A 25,710-nucleotide genomic window follows, 5' to 3' on the forward strand; every position below is an offset into this window, starting at 1 on the left:
TTTCGCTACGCAAACGCGTAATTGACGAGGTGAATTGCGTCTAGCTCGTACACATCCATACGGTGCCCAAGCCTCTTCAGTTCCGGGGAAACATTAATCTGTTTTAAAACCGCAAAAGAACTCCAATTGCTCGTTAGCGTACCAAAGTCCAATTGTTCTTGCCGGTGAACTTGATATGATGCATATAGGACCCGAGTCTAGCTGGCTATAATATTTTCGTAAATTCAGGGCTTATCCGCATTGATTTTGCCGTTACGGGCAGTGCCCGGAACTGAAGGTGTGCTTGATCATTTTTGCGATAGTTTAAAGAACTCGTCTTTAGAAAAGTCTGCTGCTTTATCCCGCAGCGGCAAGAAACTGCTCAGGTGATCGGTGAACCAAACACCGTTAGTGATCTTTTCAACATTTACGGGCAGCGCAATAATATCAAAGGTACGGCGTGGACCTTTTGATCGGGGGCCTGCAAACATTAACTGGAAGTACACTTCAACCAGTGTCGCTTGAGAGCGGCCTGCGCTGACCTTCAGCTGAGCGAGGGTGCTCAAGAGCTCACAAGACACCGATAAGGGATGAAAATTGTTTCGGATTTATAACCACTTCATTTCCAGAACCGTGATCCTGCTTATCAGTGCTGAAATTCTCGTGCTGATGTTCATGGTATATCTTGGCGCAACTATTCGTTTCTTTGATCACGCTGATCCCTTCCCCTCTTTCTCGTCCTTGTTTCCCGAGGCGGCAACTTTCACCTTTGTCATGATCCTCTGCATGTCCGCCATGGGGTTATATCAACTGGATGCCCGCCTGGATATCAAGGACACCTTATTCCGGCTCATGCCTTCCATGATGCTTGGATTCGGAATAACGACGCTGATTTTTTATTTGCTGCCCGATCTCTATCTTGGCCGCGGCATATTGGGGCTGGTAATGCTTTTTGCTCTGTCCGGGATTCTCCTGACACGAGCGGCTTTTCTTAAATGGTCCAGCCTGGGAATTCTGGAGGCCCGGGCCATCGTATTAGGTACAGGCGGCAAAGCAAAGGAGTTCGTCGAAGAGACTAAAAAAAGCGAGTCGGGACCCAGGGGATTCAAGATTGTCGGTTTTGTTCCGCTGCCGGATGAAGAACTTCATGTGCCAGCCTCCGCCGTTCTGCCGAATGTGGATTCCTTGACATCTCTCGCTAATCGCTACGGGGCAGGGGAGATCATTATCGCGATTCAGGAACGTCGGGGTGGGTGTTTTCCTATTCAGGATCTGCTGGAATGCAAGCTGAACGGGATAAAGGTGACCGACTCAGCCGCGTTTTTTGAGCGTGAGCGAGGGCAAATTCGAGTGAATACCCTTTACCCGAGTTGGCTGGTTTTTGGCGGCGGGTTCGACCAAAGCCTGCTCAGATCCGGTATTAAACGCATTTTCGACTTGGCTGCGAGCGGCGTCCTTCTGGCTGTTACGCTACCTGTAATGTTGATGGCCGCTCTATGCATTCTGTTCGAGGATGGTGGCTCCGTTTTTTACCGGCAGGAAAGGGTTGGAAAGGGCGGGAAAATATTTATGGTTCTGAAATTCCGCAGCATGCGGGCTGATGCGGAGAAGGGAGGAACGCCGCAATGGGCGGCAACGGATGATCCGCGGATAACCCGGGTGGGCAGGATTATTCGTAAACTGAGAATCGATGAGCTTCCCCAGATATTGAATGTCTTGAATGGTGACATGAGTTTTGTCGGCCCCCGTCCGGAAAGACCTTATTTTGTACACCAGCTTTGCATGGAAGTGCCCTATTACAATGTAAGGCACAGCATCAAGCCGGGTATAACCGGATGGGCCCAGGTGCGCTACCGGTATGGCGCGTCGGTAGAGGACGCCATCGAAAAGCTGCAGTACGATCTTTATTATGTGAAGAACCACAGCCTGTTTCTTGATGTAATTATCCTGATAGATACCGTTGAAGTTGTCGTGCTGGGGAAGGGTGGAAGATGATGTGGAGCGCCCTGAGCAAGGCCAGCGCGAGTGCGACGGCGGCGTTGCGGGAGGGAATGCGCGAAAGGCGGCGACACGAATGGTGCAACCGCTCAAGGCGGGGCGGCGCCTTCCTCGGGAAGGCGCGACGCCAGAGCGGGATATCGGCGCCACAAGCGCGACCGCGGCATTCCTGGCGCTGCCGGATCGCCGCTTCGCGCGATCTCTCAGGCAACGCTTCAGGGTACCTCACCTCGACAAAGCGGGTTACCTGTAAAGCCGCCATCCCTTCGCTCCACTGGAAAATGAATGGCAAAACCGGGCACGCATGCCGTTGCCCATCTTGGCATACCAGGCAAACCATGGCTTTCGCCGTGCATCTTGTGATCACCCCGATTTTTGCTGCAGTGCGCTCCCCTGGGAACCTGTTTGAAGGTTCCCAGGGGAACGCCAATATGACATGTTGACGAATATAGCGACGGCCAGCTACACCATAGCGGCAGCTGCGTATTTTTTCCTGGCTTTACTATTGGTAACAAGCTGGCGAGGTCGTCTGCACGGGATCGTGTTACCGATAGCTTGTCTCCTTTCTGCATTCTGGGCGTCGTTGCTCGCTTATCACGCTAACCAGAATCTCCCCCTCTCGCTCCTGACGGATGTACTCGAAATTGCCAGAAACGGAGGCTGGACTGCCTTTCTCATCATGTCGCTGGGACTGTACCGGAAAGATGATTCATCCATCATGAAGATCAGTCCGGCCCTGGTGGCGATAATGATGATGTATATCGGATGCTTCATCGTTGCGCTGTACTCTAATGGCAACTTTGATTTTTCATCGGATAAAACGATCGACTTCATCAATAACATCGCTGGAAGCCTGGCAATGGCAATACTCGGCATGATCCTGGTGGAGCAGCTTTACAGAAATACGCCGGTCAGGCAGCGTTGGGGAATAAAATTCGCATGCCTCGGCATCGGCGGGATCTTTGCCTATGATTTTTACTTATATAGCGATGCGTTGCTGCTTAGGCACGTGAACCCGGAAATATGGGCGGCACGCGGGATAGTCAATGCGTTCGTTGTTCCGCTTGTCGCCGTTTCGGCTGCACGCAACCCCCAATGGTCAGTCGGCATCACGGTATCGCGTCGTATTCTTTTCTATTCAGCAGCATTGTTCGGTACCGCTGCATATCTATTGGCAATGGCTGCTGCCGGCTACTACCTCCGTTTTTTTGGGGGAAGCTGGGGCATCGTCATGCAAGTGAGTTTTTTATTCGGCGCGGTGGTTCTGCTATTGGCCGTGTTGTTTTCGGGCACTTTGCGTTCCTGGCTCAGAGTCTTCATCAGTAAGCACTTTTTTAGCTACAACTACGACTACCGGGAAGAATGGCTGCGTTTTACGCGCACGCTCTCCGACGGTGGGCACGTGCTGGGAGAGCGTGTGATCCAGGCTTTGGCACAATTGGTGGAAAGCCCGGCCGGGAGTCTATGGATATGCCGGGAATCCGGTAATTGCGAGCCTGTAACGCACTGGAATATGCCGCCAACTGGTGGGCTCGAGCCCCTGGCCAGCCCTTTCTGTCAGTTTTTGGGAAACAAGGAGTGGGTGATCGATTTACAGGAATACGCCGTAAATCCTGAAAAATACTCAGCACTCGCTCTGCCACAATGGTTGCAAACCATAGCCAGGGCATGGCTTGTGGTACCGCTGATTCAACATCGGAAATTGTTTGGTTTTGTAGTGCTGGCGCAGCCAAGAAGCAGGGTCAAGCTGAATTGGGAGGTGAGTGATCTGCTCAAGGTTGCCGGCAATCAGGCTGCAAGTTACCTGGCACAGCAAGAGGCGGCCAACGCGCTTATGGTGGCGCGTCAGTTTGAATCCTTTAATCGTATGTCGACGTTCGTAGTGCATGACTTGAAAAATCTCGTTTCACAGCTATCACTTTTGCTTTCCAATGCTGAGAAGCATAAAAATAACCCGCAATTCCAGATAGATATGATCGAAACGGTATATCTCTCCGTTCAAAAAATGAAGCGGCTGCTGGAAAAGCTCAGCAGTGTCGATGCGCCTGAGAATTCGGCTCCCCTTTTTATTGCACCATTGTTGCAGGAGGCGGTAAAAAGCAAATCCGTTGCTGAACCGGCGCCGATTCTTGAAATACAGGATACGAGCCTTGCGGTGTGCGCAAACTCGTCCCGCCTCGAAAGAGTCATGGGACATCTCATCCAGAACGCGATCGAGGCGACCTCAAAGAACGGGCAGGTTCGGGTTCGGCTGAGAAGAGAGCAGAATTGCGCGATAGTTGAAATAAAGGATACCGGCCATGGTATGAGCGAAGAATTCATTCGTGAAAAACTTTTTAAACCTTTCGAATCCACCAAATCCGCAGGTATGGGCATCGGTGTGTTTGAAAGCAAGGAATACGTGTCTGAACTGGGTGGGGAATTGGAGGTTACCAGCAGCGAATCGAATGGCACGGTTTTTCGCATCATCCTGCCGCTTCATCAAGGTGCTTCCATCGTTAAAGTAGTAGCGTGAAGTGCAGGATTCATTTCGGAGATTTGTCAGACGGTCGAAAATGCGTTTTTCCTTGCAGTACAAGGCAGGCAAATGGTCGAAAGCTTCGGTGGATAATACGCGGCAGATTGGAAAGACCGACACCTCATACAAATGAAAAATGTTTCACCAAAAGTAACGGTGCAAGAGTTAGATTGATCCAGTTCGAGTCAAGGTAAGAGGGCATCAGTGAGTCAGGATAAAAAAAGTTTATTGGTAATCGAGGATGATCCAGGCCTGCAAAAGCAGTTGCGCTGGAGTTTCGACGCTTATGAAGTATCGGTGGCGGGTGATCGTGAAAGCGCGCTTGCCTTGGTCCGGCGACATGAGCCTGCTGTCGTCACGATGGATCTGGGGCTTCCGCCCGATCCGGATGGGGCTTCGGAAGGTCTCGCCACGCTGGCACAGATACTTGAACTCGCGCCGGACATCAAGGTGATCGTTCTAACCGGCAACCAGGATCATGGAAATGCGCTAAAGGCTATCGCGGCAGGGGCTTACGATTTTCATCAAAAACCTTTTGATCCCGAGATGCTGGGGTTGGTGGTAGAAAGGGCATACTACCTGCATGCATTGCAGCAGGAGAACCGCAGGTTATCGCAATCCCAGGCGTCCCCCGTCATAGCGGGCATTATTACCCGCGATCCCGCGCTGATCAAGGTATGCCGCAATGTGGAGAAAGTGGCCCCATCCGATGCCACGGTTATTCTGCTGGGTGATAGCGGTACAGGTAAGGAAATCCTGGCAAGAGCGCTGCATCAGGCAAGTGCCAGAAGAGAAAAGCGATTCATGGCAATCAATTGCGCCGCGATTCCGGAAACGCTTCTGGAAAGCGAATTATTCGGCTACGAAAAAGGCGCATATACTGGAGCGGTCAAGCAGACCCCCGGTAAAATCGAGCTGGCTAATGAAGGTACTTTTTTTCTTGATGAGGTCGGTGATCTACCCATGCCGCTACAGGCAAAACTTCTTCGTTTCTTGCAGGAAAGGGTGATCGAAAGAGTCGGAGGGCGTAAGGAGATCCCCGTCGACGTCCGCGTTGTCTGCGCAACGCATCAGAATCTAAAGAAACTGATCGAGGAAGGCCGTTTTCGGGAAGACCTGTATTATCGCCTGAGCGAGATTGTCATCACAATTCCTCCGCTGCGAGAGCGGATGGGAGACCCGGCGTTGCTTGCACATCACTTCAAGAATAAGTTCTGTGCACAGGAGAAGCGATCTTCCCTGAATTTCAGCCAGGAGGCGCTCGCTGCGATTGAAAATTATCCTTGGCCCGGCAACGTGCGAGAAATGGAGAACTGCATTAAACGCGTGGTTATCATGGCCGACGGTCCCATAATCAGCGTCGACGATCTCGGGCTGCAGGTTTCAACCAGCCTGGCGGAACCGGTCAACCTCCGCCAGGTGCGTGACAGGGCGGAACGTGATGCCTTGATGAAAGCACTGGCGAGAGTGGATGGGAACGTTGTCAAGGCGGCGGAGCTACTAGGCGTCAGCCGTCCCACCATTTATGATTTAATGAACCGCCACCGGTTGAAATAGCCACGTCTTATAACATTCGCCGCTCCCTTCCTTTTTACATACAGGATACATACAGGATATTTTAGATGGCAGATCTCCTCCACGAGCTCATTTTCAAGACCGCTGAGCATGTTTCCGATAAAGAAGCGCTGGTTCATCAGGGAAATCGAACAAGCTATGCTACTTTGGCCGAGGATATCGGCGCAGCCCGGGCGGCCATGCTCGCTTTGGGGCTTGAGCGAGGCGAACGTGTCGCCGTCTATCTCGAAAAACGCCTGGAAACTGTTACCGCCATATATGGCGCCGCAGCCGCGGGGGGCGTATTCGTACCCGTCAATCCGCTTTTGAAGCCGGAGCAGGTGGCCTATATTCTTCGCGACTGCAATGTTAGAGTCCTCGTCACCTCAGCCGACCGGTTGAAGCTGCTTACCCCCGTTTTGCCGCAATGTCATGATCTGCATGCCATCATGGTAGTGGGTTCGGCCGAGCCTCCACCCGTCGTTTCCGGCATTGGTGTCATCTCATGGAACGATGCGCTGACGGCACGGGGCCATGCCAAAGCACACCATAGTATCGATGGCGATATGGCCGCGATTCTTTACACTTCCGGAAGCACCGGCAAGCCTAAAGGTGTAGTTCTTTCCCACCGAAACCTGGTGGCGGGCGCAAGGAGCGTAGTTCAGTACCTGAAGAATACGCCGGATGACCGCATTCTGTCGGTGCTGCCGTTGAGTTTCGATTACGGACTGAACCAACTCACCACGGCATTTCAAGTAGGAGCTGCCGCTGTACTGATGAATTATTTGCTGCCGCGGGATATCATCCACACGGTTGAGGGCGAAAAAATCACGGGTCTTGCCGCAGTGCCGCCATTGTGGATTCAACTGGCCCAATTGAATTGGCCAACGGATAGTTCATTGCGTTATATCACCAATTCCGGAGGGGCGATGCCGCGGGCGACGCTTGATTTGCTGCGCAACATTCTCCCTCATACTGAGGTATTTCTCATGTATGGCCTCACCGAGGCGTTCCGTTCGACCTTTCTTCCACCCGAGGAAATGGCCGCACGTCCCGACTCCATCGGGAAAGCCATCCCGAACGCGGAGGTGCTGGTGGTACGGGAGGATGGGTCGCTCTGCGCGGCCGGGGAGCCGGGAGAGCTGGTACATCGGGGCGCGCTCGTCTCCATGGGATACTGGAACGATCAGGAGAAAACCGCCGAGCGTTTCAAACCCGTTCCCTCGCGCCAGTCCGGGTTGACTATTCCGGAGTTGGCGGTGTGGTCGGGCGATACCGTACGCATGGATGAAGAAGGTTTTCTGTATTTCATCGGCCGCCGCGATGAAATGATCAAGACATCCGGCTATCGCATCAGCCCTACCGAGATCGAAGAGGTGATCTATGGCACTGAGCTTGTGGGAGAAGCCGCTGCCATCGGCGTTCCTCACCCCATATTGGGGCAGGCCATTATCTTGATCGTTACGGCGCGGGCGGGCTCGAAAATTGACCAGAACGGGTTGCTGGCGGCTTGCAAGCTTCATCTTCCCGCTTTCATGCTGCCCAGTTCGATCGAGTGCAGAGAAGGCAATTTGCCGCGCAACCCCAACGGTAAAATTGACCGGAAATTCCTCGCCCAGGAATTGCAGGATACTTTCATGGAGACCGGTGCGTGAATAATGTTCGGCCAAAACATGCGTCCATGGTTCAATTCTCGAGTCGCGACGACTGCCTCCAGATTGGAGGCATGTCCCTCACGCGGTTGGTGCAGCGGGTAGGCAGAACCCCATTCTATGCTTATGACCGGCAGCGCATCACGGATAGGGTTGCCCTTCTGCGTCAACACCTGCCTGCCGAGGTTCACCTCCACTACGCGATGAAGGCTAACCCCATGCCTGCGGTCGTGCAGCATATGGCTGGTCTGGTGGATGGGTTGGATGTGGCGTCGGCGGGTGAAATGAAAATCGCTCTGGATACCCCCATGCCCCCATGTCAGGTCAGTTTTGCCGGGCCAGGGAAGACCGACCAGGAACTTTCCTGCGCGATCGCCGCAGGTATTGTCGTGAATATGGAATCTGAGCAGGAAATGGAGCGTATCGCCAATCTGGGCAATCACCTTGGCATCCGTCCGAAAGTAGCGGTTCGTGTCAATCCGGATTTTGAACTCAAATCCTCCAGCATGAAAATGGGCGGAGGACCAAAGCCGTTTGGCGTCGATGCAGAGCGCGTTCCGGCGATGCTGGCCAGAATGGCTAAGCTTGAGCTCGATTTCGAAGGGTTCCATATTTTTAGCGGTTCACAAAATCTGAAAGTAGCGGCAATCCAGGAATCCCACGAAAAGACCTTGCAACTGGGGGTCGCCCTTGCCAGGCATGCACCCGGCCCGGTTCGTTTACTGAATATAGGCGGTGGCTTCGGTGTGCCTTATTTTCCTGGCGACGCGCCATTGGATGTAGCGGCAGTCGGCGAAAATTTACGGCACCTGATGCCTGAGGCGAGACTGCAACTTCCCGACGCGCAGGTGGTGATCGAACTTGGACGCTATCTGATAGCGGAGGCAGGCATTTATGTGTGCCGTGTACTGGAGCGAAAAGAATCGAGAGGACAAATATTCCTGGTAACGGATGGTGGATTGCACCATCATCTCGCGGCTTCCGGAAATTTCGGCCAGGTTATCCGCAAGAATTATCCCGTGGTCGTCGGCAACAAGATGAATAGTGCCGAAAGGGAGGTTGTCTCGGTAGTGGGACCGCTCTGTACGCCGCTGGATCTGCTGGCGGACCGCATGGAAATGAGCAAGGCGGAGGCCGGGGATTTGATTGTCGTTTTGCAATCCGGTGCTTACGGCTTGACCGCAAGCCCGACGGCATTTCTCAGCCATCCGCCACCTGCCGAAGTGCTGGTTTAAAAACCACCGCAACAGCAATGTCCTATACCAGCAAGCAATTACTAAACGAAACAATGGAAAGATGATGTTCAAGAAAACCGGAGATCTACCATGAGCGGGTTGTGCGGCTGGATAGGACAGGATGGCTCGGTTACCGAGAATCTCCAGCTTGCCAGGCGAATGGCTGGACCGCTTGCCCGTTTTGATGGCAGTGTCGTCGAGGCGGTTGCAGGACGAAACAGCGGTCTTGCCATTGCTGCAAGCGGTGATAACAAGCACATATATCAAAAGAATGGGTTTCTCCTGGCATTATGGGGACGGGCGAATTTTCTTGAGCCACGCTTGAGCCAGCTTGCGCGCGCTGAGGGCGTGGCAAAAACGCTGGCAGACGACTGGCGGGAAAGAGGAGAAAAGGCACTCGAAAACCTGACGGGAGCGTTTTCTTTCTGCATCCTGGACGAAAATACCGGCGAGGCGATTCTGGCAATCGATCGTATGGGCATATGCCCGCTCGTCTACCGCAATGATGGAGGACGGCTGGTTTTTGGTTCATCGGCAGATGCCGTAAACCTGCATTCACAGGCCAAGCCGGATATCGCGCCGCAGGGTCTGTACAACTATCTCTATTTCCACATGGTGCCCGGGCCGGATACGATTTACCAGCGACAGAGACGTCTTCTGCCCGGCGAATACCTGATTTATCGAAAGGGAAACGTCGAGACGCGAAAGTACTGGGAAATGCGATTTCAGGAGAATGAGAAACGCCCCTTCCAGGAGCTCAAGCAGGATTTCATGGAGGTATTGCGGTCAAGCGTCCGCGAAGCGGTCGGAGATCAACAGGTTGGCGCTTTCCTGAGCGGAGGAACCGACAGCTCGACCATCGCGGGATTATTGGGCGAAGTCTCTGGCCAACCAGCCCATACTTATTCCATTGGCTTCGATGCTTCCGGCTATGATGAAATGGAATATGCGCGCATTGCCGCGAAACATTTTTCCACGCGGCATCATGAGTACTACGTCACTCCGGATGACATAGTAAGCGCCATTCCCCAGGTCGCAGCGATTTTCGATCAGCCTTTTGGCAACGCGTCCGCCATCCCCGCATACTATTGCGCGCGCATGGCCAAGGCTGATGGCCTGAGCAGGATATTGGGAGGAGACGGAGGGGACGAACTCTTCGGCGGCAATGTCCGCTATGCCAAGCAACATCTCTTCTCCCTCTATGGGCAAACGCCTTCCGTCGTGCGCAAGGGAATTATCGAGCCGCTGGTTTTTGGCATTCCTGGCGGAGCTGCATTGCCGCTGGTACGGAAGGCGCGCAGCTATATCGAACAGGCCTCGATCCCGATGCCGGCGCGGACAGAGACTTATAACCTGCTGGAACGCTACGGATCCCGTGAAGTTTTTACGTCGGAATTTCTGAGCACGGTTAATCCGGGCAATCCGGCTGACCTTCTCAATGAAATCTATCATGACAGCAACGCCGTGAGCCTGATAAATCGCATGCTTGCTTTTGATCGAAAGTTTACGCTCGCCGATAACGACCTGCCCAAAGTTGCCATGGCTTGCGAATTAGCCGCAATAGAAGTGGCGTTTCCCCTGATCAGCGATGAAATTGTGGCTTTCTCCCTGCAACTCGAACCTCACCTGAAGCTCAAGGGTACAAAATTACGCTATTTCTTCAAGGAAGCGCTACGGGGATTCTTGCCCGACGATATCATCACCAAGCAAAAACACGGATTCGGTTTACCTTTCGGTGTGTGGCTCCAACAGCATAAGCCACTGCAGGCCCTGGCTTCGGATAGCCTGAGCGATCTCAAGTCCCGGCGCATCGTTCGCTCTGATTTTATCGATAAGCTGGTGGGACAGCATCTGAATGAGCACGCGGGATATCACGGCACCATGGTTTGGGTATTGATGATGCTGGAACAATGGTACAGGCAGCGGTAAGGTTTGCAGATACAAGTTTTTAGCATTCGCCACAGGTAAAGTGCCGGTTTCCCGTTGAGCATGGCGCTCGGCTACCGGAGTGGACGAAGCCGATGCCTTTGAAAATTTCCATGCCCCATCGCCAAATGCTCGCTATGATGTAAGAAACCCGGCCTTCAGGTAGCCTGATCAGTCAGGCTGCACCTATGGCCGCTGCACCATCAACATATCGATAAAAGAAGCTGATGAGCAACTCATGCCAACATCGATCATGCGATTTGTATTAGCGTCCCCGGCAAACGGCCGCCCATGACCGAAGCCGCGCTGGTGTTGGTATGCAAACGGCCGGCATCGGGCATCGGCAAGCAACGGCTGGCTGCAAGCGTAGGTGGGGAGGCGGCGAACCGCATCGCCGAAGCACTGCTCGCCTGCGCGCTGGAAGATGCGCGTGCCTGGCCCGGCCCGGTGGTAATCGCGCCTGCGGATCCGGCGGATCACGCCTGGGCATCCGCGCTATTGCCGCAAGCGCAGGTACGGCTGGAAATGCGTGTAGAGGCCCAGGCAGAAGGCAATCTCGGACAGAGGCTTAGCACACTGGATCATAAACTGCGCGCCGGCGGGCTGGAACAGTTGGTGTATATCGGCAGTGATGCTCCGCTGCTTGCGACACCCGATTATGCAGCGGTTTACGAAGCCTTGACGAATTATGATACCGTGTTGAAGCCGGCAGCGGATGGCGGTGTGGTGTTGATGGCGAGCCGGCAGCGATGGCCGGCGCTGAGCAGCTTGCCGTGGAGCACGGCGCGCCTCGGCGCGGCACTGGTCAACTGTTGCCGATCTGCGGGACAATCGGTCGTTAACCTGACACAGAGTTTCGACGTGGATGAAGAAGATGATGTCATTCGGCTGATCGAAGCGTTGAATACGGATCAGCGACCGGCGCGGCGTGCGCTGCATGGGTTGGCCTGCGATCTGGCCCGTTGGAAGGAACGAAGTCATGTCCAGTTTTAGTGCGATTATTCCTTGCTATCATGACGAAGACAAGCTGGCCGATCTGCTCGGCCAGTTGCGAAATTTGCCGCATAACCTGTTTCAAGGGGCGCTGGAGATCATCGTGGTGGATGGTGCCGACAGCCCGTTATGCCGCAACATCTGCCATCGATACGACGCACGCTGGATAGCCGGAGAACCCTGCAGGGGAGGTCAATTACTCTCGGGCGCCGCGCTGGCGCAAGGTGACACCTTATGGTTTCTGCATGCCGACACCCGGTTGCCGTCCGATCCCTTGAAGGCGATGGGCCGCGCATTGGCGCAAGGTGCGGTTGGAGGCTATTTTCGCTTTCGTTTCGATGCGCCGCGTGCCTGGCCAGCACTACTGCTGGAGCCGGCTATCGCCTTTCGTTGCCGTTTCGGTATTCCATATGGTGACCAGGGTCTTTTTATGACGCGGCAGGCCTATGCGGAGGCGGGCGGCCACTCCCCCTGGCCCCTGTTCGAGGAAGTGTCTCTGGTTCGGGGGTTACGCCGGATAGGACGCTTTTTACCCTTGCGCGAACCGGTTTTTATCGATCCGCGCCGTTGGCATCACGACGGATGGTGGCGGCGTACCTGGGCAAATCGCAATCTGGCGCTGGCTTTTGCGCGCGGCGTCGCGCCCGAAAGACTGGCGGCTCGCTATCGTTCCAAAACGATTTAATTCCGATCAGAGGTAAATGCCATGCATGACACTATCCAGCAATACTATGGAGAAACTCTGGGCTCTTCACTCGATCTTCAGACCAACGCGTGCCGAACGGATGCAGGCTTGCCCGAATATGTAAAGCCCATATTGGCGAAGGTACACGACGAGGTATTGGCTCGCTACTACGGCTGTGGCCTGGTACTGCCCGAATCGCTCGATGGCTTGACCGTACTCGACCTTGGGTGCGGCGCCGGGCGCGACGTTTACGTACTATCGAAGCTCGTGGGAGAGCATGGCCGGGTAATTGGGGTCGATATGACGGAAGAGCAACTCGCAGTTGCGTCCAGGCATGAGGAACATCACCGTAAGGCATTTGGGTATGCAGAGAGCAACGTACGTTTCCTGCATGGCTATATCGAGCGCTTATCCGAACTCCAACTGGCGGATGCCAGCGTGGATGTCATCGTATCCAATTGCGTGCTCAATCTTGCCCCCGACAAGGCGGCGGTATTGAGCGAAGCGTGGCGGGTACTCAAGCCCGGAGGGGAGCTGTATTTTTCAGATGTATATGCTGATCGGAGGGTGCCCGCGGAACTTACCGCCGACCCGGTATTGTATGGCGAATGCCTGAGCGGGGCGTTGTACTGGAACGATTTTCTCGGCCTGGCCCGCACGCATGGCTTTGCCGATCCGCGACTGGTTGACGATCGCGGCATTACTATTGGCAACGCAGAGCTGGCTGAGCACACCGGGAACATCCGTTTTTACTCTGCCACTTATCGATTATTCAAGTTGGGCAACCTGGAGTCCGCCTGTGAAGACTACGGTCAGGCGGTGGTTTATCGCGGCACGATACCGCATCATCCTCATGTGTTCGAGCTCGACAAGCACCACCGTATCGAAACCGGCAAGTTCTTCCTTATCTGCGGCAACTCCTGGCGCATGCTGCATGATACCCGGTTCGCCGCACATTTTGACTTCTACGGTAACTTTGATCGGCACTACGGTATTTTCCCCGGTTGCGGCACGGGACTGCCTTTCGACGACACAATCCGTGGCGGAGCGGACAACCATTCGGGCGGATGTTGCTAGCCCATGGGCATCGGCGGTGCAGAGATCATCCCCATCGGTAGCGAGCGATCCAGCCGTTCTGAAAACTGGCGGCGCACGCCTGACGATCAGCCACGCGGCTTTATTCGGCCGCACGCGCTGGATGAATTGTGGTTCCATACCGGCACCGCGTGTAATCTTGCCTGTCCTTTTTGCCTCGAGGGCTCGAAACCGGGAGATGACCGCTTACAGTTGCTGCGCTTTGAAGAAGTCGTTCCGTTTGTGGATGAGGCGCTCGAACTCGGCGTCAAACAGTTTTCCTTCACCGGGGGCGAACCATTCATCAATAAGGATATCGTTCGTATCCTCGATTATGCGTTGCAGTATAGGCCGTGCCTGGTGCTGACCAACGCAACCGAACCGTTGATCAAGCGCCTGAAGCAACTCGAACCGCTGCGCGACCGGCCGTATGCGCTCGGTTTCCGTGTGAGCCTGGATTATCCCGATGCCGCCCGGCATGACGCCGGGCGTGGTGAAGGCATGTTCGCTCGTGCGCTGGAAGGATTGCGAGCACTCCATGAACTGGGATTCAATGTTTCGGTGGCGAATCAGCTTTTGCCTACGCTCACACCGGAAGCGGTTTCGGCGCGCTTCAGCGAGGTTTTCCGTACCGCAGGCTTACCTGAGGATTTGCCGCGTATCGAATTTCCCGAATTTCACCCACCGGGTACGCAGGTGACATCGCCGCATATCACGGAACGCTGCATGACAGGGTTGCATACCGAAGAGGCTCATCGCTCGTTTATGTGTGCGTTCAGCAAGATGATTGCGAAAAGCGACGGTGGCATGCACGTCTACGCCTGCACGCTCGTGGATGACGATCCTGACTATATTCTGGGGGAAACGCTGACGGAAGCCATGCAAACGCCCGTGAGCATGAAACACCACCGCTGTTACAGTTGTTTCAAGTACGGCGCCTCATGCAGCGAAATGAAACGAGGCATCTGAATGATCGTTTTCAGGAATGATCTTTCAAATAAATGAAGCGCATGGAAATGAAGTGGCCTGGAGATGAAATGGTGTTCGGAAAGAATTCAACCTAAATCCGGTAGTCCGTTTATCAAGGCAGCGCCAGCCTTCACCCCTGAACGGTAGCTGAGAAACAATTTCCATAAACTCATGGGGTACCATGGCAGGCACTCAGGCAGCCCCACCCTTAAACAGTACTTGCAAATCAGATTAGAGGCGCCCGGGATGAAGCATTGGTGGCTGCTCGTATTGCTGGTATTGTTGATTATTTTGTTCCTGGCGTTTGATCTCGGGCGCTTCCTCAGCCTGGAAACGCTCAAGAGCGGCCGTGATGAGCTGCAACAGGCTTATCAGGCACGTCCACTGCAAACGATAAGCCTGTATGTTGGTATCTATATTGTCATAGCCGCGCTTTCCCTGCCCGGCGCCGCTGTGATGACGTTGGCGGGCGGCGCCATTTTTGGGGTCTGGGTCGGTATTCCGCTGGCTGTCATTTCCGCCGGCATTGGCGCGGCGGTTGCATTATGGATGGCGCGCTACGTCTTTCGAGAGTTCGTGCAGCAACGTTTCGGCGACCGCATGGCGGCGATCGACGCAGGCATCAAGCGCGACGGTGCATTTTATCTTTTCACTTTGCGCCTGGTACCGGTATTTCCTTTCTTCATAATCAATCTACTAATGGGGCTAACGGCCATACCAACCGGCACCTTTTTCTGGATCAGCCTGCTGGGCATGCTGCCCGGGACGGCAATTTATGTCAACGCTGGCACGCAGTTAGCCTCGATCGCCAGTCTTTCCGATATTTTCTCGCCTGCGCTGATAGGGTCTTTCGCGTTGCTCGCCATATTCCCTTGGCTGGCCCGATGGGCAGTGGCGCGTGTGAGGATGAGAGGGGCGGGAAATATACATGGGCACTGGACTAAACCCATCCGGTTCGATCGTAATCTGGTGGTTATCGGCGCAGGCTCGGCAGGTCTGGTGACGTCCTACCTTGCCGCCGCCACCCGCGCCAGGGTTACGCTGATTGAAGCGAACAGGATGGGCGGGGATTGCCTTAATTTTGGCTGCGTGCCCTCCAAGACGCTGATCCGTTCGGCTACTTTCCTGCGGGAGGTGCGACATGCAAAAGACCTGGGTTTCCGTGGCGCAACCGTCGATTATCGTTTTGGTGAGGTAATGGCGCGTGTACATCGCATCATCAAAACGATCGAGCCGCATGATTCGGTAGAACGCTATACAAAACTGGGAGTGGAGGTAATTCATGGCAAAGCGCGCATTACCTCGCCCTGGACGGTGGAGGTCAACGGGCAGATCATAAGTACGCGCTCGATTGTCATCGCTACAGGTTCCCGTCCCGCTATTCCCCCGATTCCGGGTCTGGAGCAGGTGCGCTACTATACCTCCGACACCATCTGGTCGCTTACCGAGCGACCCGGACGGCTCGTCGTTCTAGGTGGCGGGCCTATAGGCTGCGAGTTGGCGCAAGCGTTTGCGCGCCTGGATTGCCAAGTCACGCAGGTAGTGAGATCAGGTCTACTGGAAAGGGAGGATGCGGACGCCGTTACGCTGATCGAGTCTGCGTTGCGTGCCGATGGCGTGCGCCTGCTGACCCAGACCGATGCTATTCGTTGCGAAAGCGGAGCCGGCGAGCAACAGTTGGTCGTGCGCCACAACGGAAAGGAGGAAGCCATTCCATTCGACGCAATATTGTGCGCGGTGGGAAGAACGGCTAATACCGAAGGATTCGGTCTCGAGGAACTGGGAATTCCGAATTCGTCAAAGGGGACGATTGAAACGGATGCGTGGTTGCAGACGCTCTATCCCAACATCTATGCGTGCGGCGATGTGGCCGGGCCATATCAGTTTACGCACGTCGCCGCCCACCAGGCGTGGTATGCATCCGTTAATGCATTGTTTGGCGGTTTCAAACGTTTCAAGGTGGATTACTCGGTGATTCCATGGACCACATTCACCCATCCGGAGGTTGCCCGCGTTGGTTTATCGGAGGCCGAAGCAAACAAGCGCGGCATTAAATTCGAGGTGACTCGCTATTGCCTGGAAGGCCTGGATCGCGCTATTACGGATGAAGCAGCGCACGGGTTTATCAAGGTGCTCAGTCCACCGGGCAGCGATCGTATCCTGGGTGCGACTATTGTGAGTGACCATGCCAGTGACTTGCTGGCGGAATTTGTGCTGGCGATGAAACACAACCTCGGCCTCAAAAAGATACTCGGCACCATTCACACTTATCCAACCTGGTCGGAGGCCAACAAATATGCGGCAGGGGAGTGGCAGCGTGCACACATACCGTATCGCCTGCTGGATTGGGTGGAAAAGTACCATGCCTGGCGGCGCGGCTAGCCCGGATGTTTCATAAATTCGCGCGCCCTCGCTGGTTTTTTGTTTCGTATGAAAATTTCGCTCAGTCGGGCGTATGAATAACTACGCCATTCTTTCACAAAATCTCCCTACAAAACAAAATCCTGCGCAATCATCACGCGAATTTATAAAACATCCGGGCTAAGAGAATGAGGATATTTTCGATAAAGAAATATGCCATATTTATTGTGGCATTATTATTGGGATATGGCTGGGCTCAACCTGGCAACGCTGCTTCGGAGAAACTGGTTTTAACCGGCGCCAGCACCATCGCCCCGCTGGCAGCGGAAATCGCCCGGCGCTTCGAGTCGCAACATCCCGGTACGCGGATAGATGTGCAGACTGGCGGTTCTTCGCGCGGAATTAACGACACGCGCAACGGAACGGCCGGGATCGGCATGGTATCCCGCGCCTTGAAACCGGCCGAGCAGGATTTACAAGCCCATACCATTGCCCTGGATGGAGTTGGGTTTATTCTGCACGCGAGTAACCCGGTCTCCGGGCTAAGCCGGCAGCAGGTTATCGATATCTATACCGGAAAAATCGTCAGCTGGAAGACGCTAGGCGGGCGAGACGCACCCATCACCGCCATCAACAAGGCTGAAGGCCGATCGACACTTGAGCTGTTTCTGGGCTATTTAAAGCTGAAGAACAGCGATATCAAGCCGCACGTGATCATCGGCGACAACGCGCAGGGAATCAAGACGGTAGCCGGCAACCCGAACGCCATCGGTTATGTATCGATAGGTGCGGCGGAATACGAAGCACGGCACGGTACCCCGATCAAATTACTGCCGCTCGATGGCATTGCGGCCACAGTAGCGAATGTACGTAACGGCACTTTTCCGTTATCGCGGCCGCTTAACCTGGTAACGCGGACTGAACCCGAAGGGCTGGCCCGGGATTTCATAGCGTTTGCCCGTTCGGAGCAGGTACATGATCTGGTCGAGGCACAATATTTTGTCCCCATCGGCTTCCGTTGATACACTGACGCTCTGGCTGCTGCGCGGTGCAGCAGGAGCCGCGATGGGCGTGGTGCTGTTGATCCTGTTATTCCTTGCGATGGAATCCTGGCCGGCGCTGCGGCATATATCGATCGATCGTTTTCTCACCGATCCCTCCTGGAATCCCGGAGAAAACCTGTACAACCTGGCGCCCATGCTGTCGGGTACCCTCTACGCCGCAGCCGGGGCACTATTACTGGCAACCCCGCTGGGCATCGCCTCGGCGCTGTTTATCGCCTATTATGCATCTCCGCATGTGGCGAGCATCTACCGGCATCTGGTCGAGTTGCTGGCAGGTATTCCCTCCGTGGTCTACGGTTTCTGGGGCCTGACTACCCTGGTGCCCCTGATTAACCAACTGCATCCACCCGGCGCCAGCCTGCTGGCCGGGATTCTGGTGCTGACGCTGATGATTCTGCCTACCGTCGCGCTCACGGCGTACGCCACGCTATTGGCCGTGCCCGGCGAATATATGATCGGCGCGGCAGCGCTGGGCCTGTCACGCTGGGGGATGATCCGGGGCGTCGCGCTACCGGCCGCAAAAACGGGTATCGCCGCAGGCGTCATTCTCGCGGCCGGTCGCGCTATCGGCGAAACCATGGCTTTATTGATGGTCACGGGCAACGTTGTGCAGAACGCCTCCAGCCTGTTCGAGCCGATACGGACGCTGGCCGCCAATATTGCGCTGGAGATGCCCTATGCCATGGACGACCATCGGGCTGCTCTGTTCGTATCGGGCTTGACGCTCATGGTGCTCGTGATGTCGCTCTGGGGCGTTGCAGCCCGGCTGGCGAGAAATGGCGATGGCTGAAATGGTTTTCACGAAATCGACGCGAACTCTTCGCGATTGGTTCGCGCAATTAGCGGTTTACTGTGCCGCGTTACTGATCTGTGCTGCGTTTACGTGGATATTGAGCGATATCGTGCGCGGTGGCATGGCGCATCTCTCCCTGGACTTTGTCATAGGTTCGCCGCGTGAGGCTGGCCGTGCCGGGGGTATCGGCTCTATCCTCGTTTCCACTGCGCTTGTGCTTGCCATTGCTCTGATGGCAGCCCTGCCGCTGGGATGGACGACGGCTGCGTTACTCGCCAATCATGTTTCCGCCGACAGGGGCTTCGGCGGTGCGGTACGCTATAGCCTGCAGGTGCTCGCCGCAGTTCCCTCCATCGTTTTCGGCTTGTTCGGCAATGCATTTTTCAGCATTTATCTGGGCATGGGATTTTCCATCCTCTCGGGCGGCCTGACCCTGGCTTGCATGTTGTTACCCATTCTCGTCAGTACCGCCGAGTCGGGCTTGCGCGCAATACCCGATGCATATCGCCTGTCTGCCGCTGCGTTGGGCATGTCGCGCACTTCGACGCTGTTTCGCTTGTTATTGCCAATTGCCGCGCCATCGCTGGCTGCGGGGCTGCTGCTGGGGATCGGCCGCGCCATTGCCGAAACCGCGGCGCTACTGTTTACCAGCGGCTATGTCGATCGCACACCGGGTTCGCTGCTCGATTCAGGGCGGACTCTGGCAGTACATATTTTCGATCTATCCATGAATGTTCCCGGCGGCGATGCCGCGGCTTATGCGTCCGCACTGGTGCTGATAACAGCACTGCTACTCATCAATGTGATAGCCATGCGCCTGACTGCCGGCTGGCAGCGCCGGAAGATAATGTCGCAGAACTCGAACGGATACTCCAATACCGATGTACCGTGAGCCTGAACCTACACCCATAGAACCCGCCAAAGCGGCTGACGACCCGCTGGGCAAGGCCGATAATGGCTATACGCTGGGGCCAATGCAGGTGGGCCCAGCGTGTTGCGACCCTCAACCGTTGATCCAGGTTGAAAATTTTTCCCTTCGTTACGGCCCCAAGACCGCCTTGGCTAACGTTACACTGGATATTTACCGTGGCTGCATTACGGCGCTGATCGGGCCTTCGGGATGCGGAAAAACAAGTTTTCTCTCTTCCATCAATCGGCTTACCGACCTGATTCCCGGTTGCGGAGTAAGTGGCCGCATTTGCATCGATGGTGGTGACATCCATGACCCTGCCCGCAATGTACAAGCATTGCGGCGGCAGATCGGCATGGTATTCCAGAAGCCAACGCCATTTCCGCTCTCGATCTACCGTAATATCGAGCTGCCTTTGCACGAGCATGGCGTCAAGCGTCGTGTCGATACAGCGGTCATTATCGAGCAGGTATTGCGGGATGTCGGGCTGTGGGACGAAGTGCATGATCGGCTGCATTCATCTGCGCTAAATCTCTCTGGCGGGCAGCAGCAGCGCCTGTGCATTGCTCGCGCGCTGGCCTTGAATCCACGGATCCTGCTGATGGACGAGCCCTGCAGCGCGCTCGATCCCATCGCCTCGGGTATAGTCGAAGACCTAATCAGCCGTCTGCGCGGTCGCTACACGATCGTCATTGTCACCCATAATCTGGCGCAGGCGCGGCGGATCGCCAACTACGCCGCGTTTTTCTGGGTCAGAGGCCAAGCCGGCAGCCTGGTTGAATTTGGCCATTGCCGGCAAATTTTTGAGTCTCCTGCACACGAACTTACCGCCGCTTACGTGAAGGGCGCGAGGGGATAACGAACGGGTATTGACAAGCCGATTTTCGTGTTGAATCCGCACAGTCCGCGCTTGACACCAAGGTCCTCATAAAGCATAATCCAGCCCTCACACAGTAATCAAAATGCATACCTGCGTGGAAAGTGTGGGTATTACTAGTGGGATTGAAAAAGATTGTTTCCGGCATGATGGATAAAAAGCGGTTCGAAATAACCGCTCAAAATGACCGTTGAATATAAGCAGTTCTCGGATACGTTGTAGATCCGCCATGAACAATATTTTCTCCCGGTTGTTTGCATATCTGGTGAATTTTCCAGTCTCGCAGACCTGGAAAATTCACCTGAATATAGGCAACCATTTCAAATCGGCATTTAGAGAATTTTCAAACCCCGCTAGAGTTATCGCCCGGCACCGCTGTATTTACCGGGCACTACCGATGAAATACATAGAAAGAAGGAGAGTATAAATGCAAGAAACCGCGTGGCAGGTTTCCCTTGTATTGATGTCGCTGATTGCATTCGGCGTTGTTTACGTTGCCATCAATTCCGGCAAGCGGGAAGAGGACTACGGGCCGTTGGTAAAGAGTGCATATGGTTTTCGCACGAAGTTATTCTGGACGGTGGCATTGTTGTTTTTCCCGGCAATGATTTATAACCTGGTCGGCCTGCCTTTGCCGTACAGCGAAAGCCGCGCGGATTCAAAACTTGGTCCGGCACAGGTCATCAATGTAATCGGGCACATGTGGTACTGGGAAATGGACCGCGACGAAGTCAAGGTCGGAGAACCGGTGGAGATACGTATTACCAGTGCGGATGTCAATCACGGCTTCGGTATCTATGATACCAATTTGCTTCTGGTGGCGCAGGCGCAAGCCATGCCCCACTACACCAATGTAATCTATCACACCTTCAAAAAGGAAGGCACATACAGGGTGCTGTGCATGGAGTATTGCGGTGTTGCACATCACAATATGATGACTGAAATCAAAGTTGGCAAATCTTAGAGAGGAATAAGCATGGCAAGCTATACCTATACCCCAGTTCCTGATACAGGGGCAAAGGCCGGCGTACTGGCCTATTTAGTCGTCTCAGCTGTTGTATTGCTGCTGATGATGGTTTTCGGTCTGCTCATGAGGCTGGAGCAAGCGCAAATCACCTCCATCGGGGGACTCTGGTTTTACAAGATCATGACATTGCATGGCGCCGGTATGGTAGGTATCGTCGCGCTGGCCGGCGCGGCTATCATGTGGCATTTTCTGCGGCTGTACGTGGATCTCTCCAATGGCATATTCATGGCCAACCTGGCGCTGTTCCTGATCGGCGTGGTGATGATCCTGGCCAGCGTCCTGCTGGGTGATTTTCATGCTGCCTGGACGTTTCTGTTTCCCTTGCCTGGAAACTCGATGGGCTTGTGGAGCACGGGCGCCGCTGCCCTGTTCATGGGTGGCCTGCTGGTAATCGGCGTGGGTTTCGTGCTGCTGCATCTGGATATCGCGCGCGCCATCATCGTTCGTTACGGCGGTCTCGGCCGCGGGCTTGGCTGGCCACAACTTTTTGGTCATGATGATGGTAATGCGCCACCGCCGACCGTCGTCGCCAGCACAATGGTAACGATCGTCAACCTCGTAGGCCTGGTAGTCGGCGCCAGTATCCTGGTGATGATGCTGGTGAATCTCTATGTGCCGAGTTTTGAAATTGATCCGCTGCTTGCCAAGGGCATGATCTATTTCTTTGGTCATGTGTTCATCAACGCGGTTATTTACATGGCGGTGATTGCTGTTTATGAGATTCTGCCGCGATACACGCAGCGTCCGTGGAAATCAAACAAGGTATTTCTTGCTTCCTGGACGGCTTCCACCATCATGGTCATGTTCATCTTTCCGCATCATTTGCTGATGGACTATGCCTATCCCAAGTGGTTTCTGATCGTTGGCCATATAATTGGTTATCTCAACACCTTTCCCATTTTAATAGTGACCGGCTACGGTGCCATGATGATCGTGTACCGTTCGGGTATTCGCTGGGACATGTGCTCACGACTGCTGTTTGTGTCATTGTTTGGTTGGGCTGTGGGCGCCATGCCGGCATTTATCGACGGCACAATCACGGTCAATTATGTGATGCATAACACGCTATGGGTACCGGGGCATTTTCATACCTACCTGCTGCTTGGCATGGTCGCAATGGTATTCGGGTTCATGTATTACCTCGGGAAGCCGAATGAAAATGCCAAAGACAGCCCTATCGATGTCGCGGCCTTCTGGGCATTCGTTATCGGCACCATGGGCTTCACCATGTCGTTTCTCTACTCCGGAAAAATAAGTGTACCGCGCCGTTACGCAGAGCATCTTCCGGAATGGGTGCCCTACGATCGTCTTGCTTCGTATTTCGTAATGTTGTTACTTGCTGCCGTGCTGGTATTTATATTCCGCTTCCTCTCACGGTTGGGTTTCGCTGGTCGCGATTACCAGCGCGCATCTCAGGCGCAAAGTCTGGCCACTACATGATGCGGCCCATATAACCCATGAACCCGGTGAAACGCAGCGTAGTGACAACAACGCTGGTGATTTCACTGGGTTCATGGTTTTTTTGGTGGGGTACGGACGGATTCACCGCATTTACTGCTGAAACGGCCCGGAGAGTGGAAATTCTGCACTCTCCGCGTCCATTGCCGATGGTGATGCTCGAAGACCAGGATGGAAACAAATTCAGCCTGCAGGATTATGAAGGGAAACTACTCGCAGTAGACTTCATCTACACAAGTTGCACCACGCTGTGCCAAAGCATGGGCATGATCTTCAAGCAGATCCGCGATCTCATACCGCAGGAATCCCTGGGGCGCGATTTTGCACTGATCAGTATCAGTTTCGACCCGGATCATGATGATACGGCCAGCTTGAAGAAATATGGCCAGGCCTACGGTGCTGACGGCAAAATCTGGCGTATTGCGAGGGTGCCTGACAAGGCAGAGCTCAAATCCCTGCTCGACGCATTCGGCATCGTTGTGATCCCCGATGAATTCGGGGGATATGAGCATAATACAGCCCTTCATCTCGTGGGCCGCGACGGGCGCCTGAGGCTGATTACCGATATCGATAAAGCGGCACCATTTGCTGAACAAGTGGTGTCGTTGCTATGAGTAATCCTGCTTTATCCCGTAATGTCAAATACGGGCTTGGCCTGGGCATATTATATTTGCTTCTCGGAACACCCATGGCGCGCGATTGGCTGGAAGCAACCATGAGCCGTCACATGCTGGTGCAAATGCCGTTGCTTGTTATATTGGGAATTATCGCGTGCCGATTGCTTCCAGTGCACTGGCAGAATGCCGTTCTGGCTGGAGCAGGCGGATCGGTGCCCTGCGTAGTGGTTGCATTATTTGCCTCAAGCTACTGGATGCTCCCTCGCGCGCTGGATGCGGCGCTGACGAATCCTCTGGCCGAGGTTGGAAAATTCCTCAGCCTGCCGCTGCTCGTCGGGTTTCCTCTAGTTCTTGCCTGGAGGCGACTAACTCTGATTGGCCGGGGCTTTGTCTGGACAAATTTTATTAGTATGCTGGCAGTGCTTGGCTGGCTATATATCGTCGCGCCTGTCCGGGTTTGCAACAGCTATCTGGTGAATGACCAGGAGCACGCCGGTTGGTATATGGTCATAGGTTCGATTCTGCTTTTCGTGTGGTGGCTCGCCACCTTATTTATTGGTAGCGGGGTTGGCCCGAATAAGCCGGGTGATAACGGTTCGGGTACGACGCTCGCGTAAGATCGAGAGACATTGTATTAAGGGAATAGGAAAAAGCATGGACTATCATCCGCCGTATAAACTCATGGAAGAGGTTGAAGCTGCCAGCAAAAAGAAAGCGGGTCTGCCTGCTGGCGGAATGCTGGTTAAAGGCTTCCTGTCTGGCGCGCTTCTCGCGTATGGAACCGCGCTTGCTTTCAAGTGTTCTACCGGCTTTTCCGAAGGCGCCGCCGCCCTCGTCTCGGGAGCCGTCTTCCCGGTAGGTTTCGCCATGATCATATTGCTCGGCATGGAACTTGCGACCGGCAACTTCGCTGTGCTGCCGGTTGGCGTTGTACGCGGCAAGGTAACGGTCAACCAGATGTTTCGCAATTGGGGCTGGGTATACCTGGGGAATTTCTTCGGCTGCGTGTTTGTCGGTTTTTTAATTGCAATTGCCCTGACCGAGGCTTTTATCGAACCACATGGGGCGCTCGGCGATAAAATCATCGCGGTCGCGATCTCCAAAACGCTCGTCTATGAACATGCCGGGGCGAATGGTTGGTTGACCGCGTTCGTCAAAGGTATACTTTGCAATTGGATGGTCGCGCTTGGAACCATTCTGGGTATGGTGTCAACATCCGCATTCGGCAAAATAGCCTCCATCTGGTTGCCGGTATCCACATTTTTCGCCTTGGCGTTTGAGCACTCGATAGTAAATATGTTCGTTATGCCGACCGCCATGCTTCTCGGCGCTGACATCACTGTCGGACAATGGCTGTTTTGGAACCAGATCCCCGTCACGTTGGGTAACATCGTCGGCGGCGCCGTATTCACGGGCCTGTTGTTGCATTATTGCTACAAACCGTCTCCTCCGGTTACCGAGGACAAATCCGTACATAACGTAACCCGGACAGCACCGTAAAGAAACCATGGTACGTTTCGCCATGGAGCCATTCGATGATTATGGTCAATCTGGTTATAGCCAATCGTTTTGCCGCAGATAAAATCGGCCGTTTAGCAATATAGCAATACTGAGCAGGTGGAGATCGGCTTATACCCGCTTGCTCAGTATTGCCTCTACCTCCCCACCTGGCTTACCCGTAACACTCATCAATTCAAGTTTTTCATCGCCTGGTCCAATAGAGGCGATTGAACTGTCGCGCCTGCCGGCGGTTCCCTTGATAAGCCACTTCCGCAGCCGGATCGGCCTGTTTCGATTTTTACTGCACAGCTCAATTTTCTTGACACGAAGTAGTTGTACGTTTAGGCTACGCGGTGTTTTAGGGAGGCCTTGGGGATAGCCCTGGGGGTTTTACAGAAAAGACAGATATCGGACTAGGGAGAGGCCCTGATTGCATAGCGATTTAGGTTTCGAGTCTGGATATCGGACACAACAAATCAACACGGAGTAAGGAGAGAAAAATGGTTGTCAAACCTTGGCT

Annotated in this window: 22 protein-coding genes; 21 read left to right on the forward strand and 1 reads right to left on the reverse strand. The window is 54.3% G+C overall.

The genetic code is table 11. From position 1 onward, the window contains the following. Nucleotides 1–287: 287 nt before the first annotated feature. Nucleotides 288–545 carry a hypothetical protein gene (locus tag BLP78_RS10745; protein WP_090459112.1) on the reverse strand — a complete coding sequence of 86 codons (258 nt, stop codon included), beginning with the start codon at nucleotides 543–545 and terminating at the stop codon, nucleotides 288–290. 31 nt (nucleotides 546–576) lie between these two features. On the opposite strand from BLP78_RS10745, the gene BLP78_RS10750 reads away from it, so the two are divergent. The 21 genes from BLP78_RS10750 to BLP78_RS10850 all read left to right on the forward strand — a co-directional run bounded on the left by BLP78_RS10750 (nucleotide 577) and on the right by BLP78_RS10850 (nucleotide 25,190). Then, nucleotides 577–1,974 (forward strand): TIGR03013 family XrtA/PEP-CTERM system glycosyltransferase, encoded by a 1,398-nt coding sequence (locus BLP78_RS10750; RefSeq protein ID WP_090459115.1) that lies wholly within the window; start codon nucleotides 577–579, stop codon nucleotides 1,972–1,974. A gap of 1 nt (nucleotide 1,975) precedes the next feature. Next, on the forward strand, nucleotides 1,976–2,230 hold the full coding sequence (locus tag BLP78_RS10755) for a hypothetical protein (protein ID WP_090459117.1): 255 nt from the start codon (nucleotides 1,976–1,978) through the stop codon (nucleotides 2,228–2,230). Nucleotides 2,231–2,413: 183 nt separating this feature from the next. Further along, on the forward strand, nucleotides 2,414–4,492 hold the full coding sequence (gene prsK / locus BLP78_RS10760) for an XrtA/PEP-CTERM system histidine kinase PrsK (protein WP_090459119.1): 2,079 nt from the start codon (nucleotides 2,414–2,416) through the stop codon (nucleotides 4,490–4,492). 207 nt (nucleotides 4,493–4,699) lie between these two features. Then, on the forward strand, nucleotides 4,700–6,052 hold the full coding sequence (prsR, locus tag BLP78_RS10765; protein WP_090459121.1) for a PEP-CTERM-box response regulator transcription factor: 1,353 nt from the start codon (nucleotides 4,700–4,702) through the stop codon (nucleotides 6,050–6,052). Nucleotides 6,053–6,117: 65 nt separating this feature from the next. Beyond that, nucleotides 6,118–7,704 (forward strand): acyl-CoA ligase (AMP-forming), exosortase A system-associated, encoded by a 1,587-nt coding sequence (locus tag BLP78_RS10770; RefSeq protein WP_090459123.1) that lies wholly within the window; start codon nucleotides 6,118–6,120, stop codon nucleotides 7,702–7,704. Continuing rightward, complete coding sequence (locus tag BLP78_RS10775; RefSeq protein ID WP_218118966.1) at nucleotides 7,701–8,936, forward strand: pyridoxal-dependent decarboxylase, exosortase A system-associated; 1,236 nt, start codon at nucleotides 7,701–7,703, stop codon at nucleotides 8,934–8,936. The genes BLP78_RS10770 and BLP78_RS10775 overlap by 4 nt, the downstream gene beginning before the upstream one ends. Nucleotides 8,937–9,026: 90 nt before the next feature. Continuing rightward, the gene (locus tag BLP78_RS10780) at nucleotides 9,027–10,865 is read left to right on the forward strand and encodes an asparagine synthetase B family protein (RefSeq protein ID WP_090459125.1); all 1,839 of its coding nucleotides are present in this window, start codon (nucleotides 9,027–9,029) and stop codon (nucleotides 10,863–10,865) included. Between the two features lie 288 nt (nucleotides 10,866–11,153). Beyond that, entirely contained in the window at nucleotides 11,154–11,855 is a 702-nt protein-coding gene (locus BLP78_RS10785) for a TIGR04282 family arsenosugar biosynthesis glycosyltransferase (protein ID WP_090459127.1), read from the forward strand. After that, nucleotides 11,842–12,540 carry a TIGR04283 family arsenosugar biosynthesis glycosyltransferase gene (locus tag BLP78_RS10790; RefSeq protein WP_090459128.1) on the forward strand — a complete coding sequence of 233 codons (699 nt, stop codon included), beginning with the start codon at nucleotides 11,842–11,844 and terminating at the stop codon, nucleotides 12,538–12,540. The genes BLP78_RS10785 and BLP78_RS10790 overlap by 14 nt, the downstream gene beginning before the upstream one ends. A 21-nt stretch (nucleotides 12,541–12,561) precedes the next feature. Continuing rightward, nucleotides 12,562–13,617, forward strand: a complete 1,056-nt coding sequence (locus BLP78_RS10795; protein WP_090459130.1) for a methyltransferase domain-containing protein — start codon at nucleotides 12,562–12,564, stop codon at nucleotides 13,615–13,617. A 3-nt stretch (nucleotides 13,618–13,620) separates the two neighbouring features. Then, entirely contained in the window at nucleotides 13,621–14,583 is a 963-nt protein-coding gene (locus BLP78_RS10800) for a radical SAM protein (RefSeq protein WP_090459132.1), read from the forward strand. Nucleotides 14,584–14,829: 246 nt separating this feature from the next. Then, nucleotides 14,830–16,965: an FAD-dependent oxidoreductase gene (locus tag BLP78_RS10805; RefSeq protein WP_090459135.1), complete on the forward strand. Its 2,136-nt coding sequence runs from the start codon at nucleotides 14,830–14,832 to the stop codon at nucleotides 16,963–16,965. 167 nt (nucleotides 16,966–17,132) lie between these two features. Then, a complete protein-coding gene (locus BLP78_RS10810) occupies nucleotides 17,133–17,966 on the forward strand; it encodes a phosphate ABC transporter substrate-binding protein (protein ID WP_090459136.1) in 834 nt (277 codons plus the stop codon). After that, complete coding sequence (gene pstC, locus BLP78_RS10815; protein ID WP_090459138.1) at nucleotides 17,920–18,798, forward strand: phosphate ABC transporter permease subunit PstC; 879 nt, start codon at nucleotides 17,920–17,922, stop codon at nucleotides 18,796–18,798. Before BLP78_RS10810 ends, pstC begins: the two co-directional genes overlap by 47 nt. Nucleotide 18,799: 1 nt before the next feature. Continuing rightward, nucleotides 18,800–19,693 (forward strand): phosphate ABC transporter permease PstA, encoded by an 894-nt coding sequence (pstA, locus tag BLP78_RS10820; protein ID WP_090459155.1) that lies wholly within the window; start codon nucleotides 18,800–18,802, stop codon nucleotides 19,691–19,693. A gap of 82 nt (nucleotides 19,694–19,775) precedes the next feature. Next, nucleotides 19,776–20,570: a phosphate ABC transporter ATP-binding protein gene (locus BLP78_RS10825; RefSeq protein ID WP_090459157.1), complete on the forward strand. Its 795-nt coding sequence runs from the start codon at nucleotides 19,776–19,778 to the stop codon at nucleotides 20,568–20,570. A 445-nt stretch (nucleotides 20,571–21,015) separates the two neighbouring features. After that, complete coding sequence (locus BLP78_RS10830; protein WP_090459140.1) at nucleotides 21,016–21,552, forward strand: cupredoxin domain-containing protein; 537 nt, start codon at nucleotides 21,016–21,018, stop codon at nucleotides 21,550–21,552. Between the two features lie 12 nt (nucleotides 21,553–21,564). After that, complete coding sequence (locus tag BLP78_RS10835) at nucleotides 21,565–23,055, forward strand: cbb3-type cytochrome c oxidase subunit I (protein WP_090459141.1); 1,491 nt, start codon at nucleotides 21,565–21,567, stop codon at nucleotides 23,053–23,055. 17 nt (nucleotides 23,056–23,072) lie between these two features. Beyond that, nucleotides 23,073–23,687, forward strand: coding sequence for an SCO family protein (locus BLP78_RS10840; protein WP_090459143.1), 615 nt, complete (start codon nucleotides 23,073–23,075; stop codon nucleotides 23,685–23,687). Further along, entirely contained in the window at nucleotides 23,684–24,307 is a 624-nt protein-coding gene (locus tag BLP78_RS10845) for a hypothetical protein (protein WP_090459145.1), read from the forward strand. Before BLP78_RS10840 ends, BLP78_RS10845 begins: the two co-directional genes overlap by 4 nt. 37 nt (nucleotides 24,308–24,344) lie before the next feature. Then, nucleotides 24,345–25,190 carry a formate/nitrite transporter family protein gene (locus tag BLP78_RS10850; protein WP_090459147.1) on the forward strand — a complete coding sequence of 282 codons (846 nt, stop codon included), beginning with the start codon at nucleotides 24,345–24,347 and terminating at the stop codon, nucleotides 25,188–25,190. Nucleotides 25,191–25,710: the final 520 nt, after the last annotated feature.

This window comes from Nitrosospira sp. Nsp1, assembly GCF_900100985.1.
Taxonomy (GTDB): domain Bacteria; phylum Pseudomonadota; class Gammaproteobacteria; order Burkholderiales; family Nitrosomonadaceae; genus Nitrosospira.